Below are 3,631 nucleotides of genomic sequence, written 5' to 3' on the forward strand. Positions count from 1 at the left end.
GCCCGCCGCATGGCGTATCTGGAGCGCCTGGCGGCGGTACGCGAGGGCATTCCGGCCAGCGCCCATCAGGTCGGCCTTGATCAGGTAGGCTTGTCGGAGCGGGTGCTCAGCCTGCTGACGGAGGCCGGCTACGAGAGCGCCGCCGCGGTCATGCAGCAGCTGGGAATGGACTCGGATCGCATTCTGTCGATTGACGGTTTCGGCCCGAAGGCAATGGAAGAAGTCCAGCTGGCGCTCTCCAGCTACGCCTTCCCGATGCCGGAGCCGGAGGTCGAGGCGCCGGCCGCCGAGCCCGAGGCGGAAGCCGGAGCCGGAGCCGGAGTGGAGGGGCTGGAGGTCTTGGCGGAGACGGCTGAGGCAGAGCAGCCGCTTGCCGGCGAGCCCGGCGCCGTGGGCGAGGCTGAGGCTGCGCCCCCCAGCTTGGAAGCGACCTTCGAGGCCGTCAGCCTGGAGATCAGCCAGGCGGCGTTGGCCGGCGCGGCCGAGGAAGAGGATGAGCAGCCGGAGGCGGCCGAGGCTGCCGGCGGCAAGAAGAAGAAGAAGCGCAAAAAGGGCGCCCTCGAGTTCGATCCGGCGTCGGGTACCATGGTGGTCCGCAAGCGGCGCAAGCCCGGCCGCACGGGATGGGGCGACGACTACCTCTAGGGGCCTGAGTGCGGCGCTGGTCATGGCTGCGGATTGGGAAGATGACGCCTGACTCGAAAGGAGGCCGCCGGCATGTCCCACAGCGCACGTGTGTGGGATGCCGGCAAGTCCTGGCAAAGCGAGCAATGATCCGCGTGGTGCGGACGACGGACGGTGTGGGCATCGATCCGACGGGCAAGGCCAACGGCAGAGGCGCCTACCTGCATGAGCTGGCTTCCTGCTGGCAGGCGGGGCTGAGAGGCAATCTCGAGCATGCCCTGCGAGTTCGCCTCAGCCCGTCCGATCGGCAGGCGCTCGAAGAGCATCTGAACGGCCTGCCCGAAGATCCGCCCCACGGCTCGAGATGAGGTTACCAGACCCGCCCCGGCGCGAGTGATGTCCCTTCGGCTGATCGCATAGCCCTCCGGCCCGCTCGCTCTGCGCACCCGGTGTGTCTGTCCCGGAGGAATGGGATGAGCGACGACGGCCGAAAGACCCTGGAAATCCCTGTTCAGATCACAGTCCGCGAGCTGGCGGATGCGATTCACATCAGCCCGATTGATGTCATCAAGAAGCTGATGGCCAATGGGGTGATGGCCAACATCAATCAGCAGATCGATTTCGACACGGCGGCCATCGTGGCCGAGGAGTTCGGCTTCGAAGCCCGCCCGGTGGTCCCTGTCGAGGAACAAAGCTCGGCCGAGGTCGGGGAGGTGCCGGCCTGGCGCGAGATCATCGAGGGCGAGCCGGCCGAGCTCCTCAAGCCGCGGCCGCCGGTGGTCACGATCCTCGGCCACGTCGATCACGGCAAGACGACGTTGCTGGATGCGATCCGCTCGACGAATGTGGCCGAGGGCGAGGCGGGGGGGATCACCCAGCATATCGCAGCCTACCAGGTTACGCACAAAGACCGCCTGATCACCTTCCTCGACACGCCGGGCCATGCCGCCTTCACCGCCATGCGCGCTCGCGGCGCCCAGGGCGCCGACATCGCAATCCTGGTGGTGGCGGCGGACGACGGCGTGATGCCGCAGACGCGGGAGGCCCTGAGCCACGCCCGCGCCGCCCGGGTTCCGATCGTCGTCGCCCTGAACAAGATCGACCGGCCCAATGCCAATCCTGACCGGGTGCGCCAGGAGCTGGCCGACGTCGGTCTGCTGGCCCACGAGTGGGAAGGTGAGACGATGGTGGTGCCGGTCTCGGCCAAGAAGGGGCAGGGAATCGACGACTTGCTGGAAGCGATCGTGCTGACGAGCGATTCAACCAAGATCCTGGCGAATCCGGATGGCAAGGTGATCGGGTCCGTGATCGAAGCCGAGCTCGACCGCGCCAAAGGCGTGATCGCCACCCTGCTGGTCCAGAACGGAACCCTGCGCCCCGGCGATATCGTGATCGCTGGACGCACCCACGGCAAGGTGCGGGCTATGTTCGACTTCCAGGGGAAGCCGATCCAGGCCGCCGGGCCCTCGACCCCGGTGGCCGTCCTCGGCCTGGGGGAGGTTCCGGCGGCAGGCGAGCTGTTCACAGTGGCCGCCTCCGAGCGCGAAGCCCGTGCCCTGGTCAGCCAGCGCGCCCAGGCTGCGCAGCAGACGGAGGTCCGCTCTCCTAGTATGACCCTCGAGCAGGTCTTCGCGGCTTACAAGGCGGGACAGACCGAAGAGCTGCCCCTGGTGCTGAAGGCGGATGTTCAGGGGTCGCTCGAGCCGATCATGTCCTCCCTGAAGGACCTGTCCGCCGGCGAGATCAAGGTCAACATCCTGCACGCCGCCACGGGCAACATCGGCGAGTCCGACGTGATGTTGGCGGCAGCCTCGGAGGCAGTGGTCATCGGGTTCAATGTGGAGTCCGACCAGGCGGCTCGCAGGCTGGCCGAGAAGGAAGGCGTTGACATCCGCCTGTACGACATCATCTACCGCCTGACCGAAGATGTCGAGAAGGCTCTCAAGGGGATGCTCGCCCCAGAGAAACATCAGGTCGTCGTTGGGCGAGCCGAGGTTCGGGCCGTGTTTCGCATCCCCAAGGTCGGCCACGTCGGCGGCTGCATGGTGGTGGATGGCGAAGCGCGGCGCAACGCCCGGGTCCGGGTCTATCGCGGCGGCGCCTTGGTGTACGAAGGTCAGGTCGGCTCCCTACGGCATGAGAAGGATGATGTGCGTGAGATGCGCGCCGGCTTCGAGTGCGGCGTCGGAGTCAAAGGCTACGATCAGCTGGCGGTCGGGGACGTCCTCGAGTTCTTCGTCGAGGAAGAGGTTGCACAGACCTGATGCCCTCCGAGACGCGCGCCCGCCGGCTGGGAGAGCGGATCCGCCAGGAGCTGGCGGATTTGCTCGCGCGCCAGGCGTCCGATCCGCGCCTGGACGGGGTGACGGTCACGGCGGTGGAGATCGATCGCGAGTTCGCCCATGCCACCGCCTTCATCAACGCCCTGGGGGACGAGGCCCGCAAGCAGGACATCCTGCAGGGTCTGACTTCCGCGCGAGGGTTCCTGCGGTCGGAGTTGTCCCGGCGCGTCCCGCTGCGGGCCTTCCCCCAGCTGCGCTTCCGCTGGGACGAGTCCTTTGACCAGGCCTCCAACATCGAGGCCCTTCTGCGCCAAGTCCGTGAGGAAGATGAGCGTGGGCGTAGCTCCGCGTGACATTGACTCAGCCCGCCGCCTGATTGCCGCCGCCCAATGGATCGGGGTGATCTCGCATGAGCGTCCGGATGGCGATGCGATCGGCTCCTTGTTGGGTCTCACCCTGGCGCTGGCGCAGGCCGGCAAACAGGTGGCGCCGGTGCTCGTCGACGGGCTGCCGGGGCGCTACCGCTTCCTTCCGGGTTCGGCCGAGATCCTGCGTCAGTTTCCTGCCGGGGTAGACCTGCTGGTGTGCGTCGACTGCTCCGACATCGACCGCATGGGATTGGACCCCAGCCTTCTGCCCCGTCAGCCGGACATCAACATCGACCACCATCCGACCAATACCGGATTCGCCCGCCTCAACCTGGTGGACGAGCAGGCGTCGGCGAC

5 protein-coding genes are annotated in these 3,631 nt (G+C 67.3%); all 5 read left to right on the forward strand.

The features are described 5' to 3' along the window. Positions 1-645 (forward strand): hypothetical protein (locus MUO23_15295; protein MCJ7514316.1); only part of this gene is annotated, 645 nt, incomplete at its 5' end. A gap of 125 nt (positions 646-770) precedes the next feature. Beyond that, complete coding sequence (locus MUO23_15300) at positions 771-992, forward strand: YlxR family protein (GenBank protein ID MCJ7514317.1); 222 nt, start codon at positions 771-773, stop codon at positions 990-992. Between the two features lie 105 nt (positions 993-1,097). Then, positions 1,098-2,888 (forward strand): translation initiation factor IF-2, encoded by a 1,791-nt coding sequence (gene infB / locus MUO23_15305; GenBank protein MCJ7514318.1) that lies wholly within the window; start codon positions 1,098-1,100, stop codon positions 2,886-2,888. Beyond that, the gene (gene rbfA / locus MUO23_15310) at positions 2,888-3,259 is read left to right on the forward strand and encodes a 30S ribosome-binding factor RbfA (GenBank protein ID MCJ7514319.1); all 372 of its coding nucleotides are present in this window, start codon (positions 2,888-2,890) and stop codon (positions 3,257-3,259) included. Before infB ends, rbfA begins: the two co-directional genes overlap by 1 nt. Next, positions 3,240-3,631, forward strand: a 392-nt coding sequence (locus tag MUO23_15315; GenBank protein MCJ7514320.1) for a DHH family phosphoesterase, incomplete at its 3' end; no start/stop codon positions are given. The genes rbfA and MUO23_15315, both read left to right, overlap by 20 nt.

The organism is Anaerolineales bacterium, assembly GCA_022866145.1.
Taxonomy (GTDB): Bacteria; Chloroflexota; Anaerolineae; order Anaerolineales; family E44-bin32; genus PFL42.

What these genes read in the sequence shown, in the direction of transcription:
- MUO23_15300 (MCJ7514317.1), top strand. Translation starts at nt 771, where the DNA reads ATGATCCGCGTGGTGCGGACGACGGACGGTGTGGGCATCGATCCGACG.
- infB (MCJ7514318.1), top strand. Translation starts at nt 1,098, where the DNA reads ATGAGCGACGACGGCCGAAAGACCCTGGAAATCCCTGTTCAGATCACA.
- rbfA (MCJ7514319.1), top strand. Translation starts at nt 2,888, where the DNA reads ATGCCCTCCGAGACGCGCGCCCGCCGGCTGGGAGAGCGGATCCGCCAG.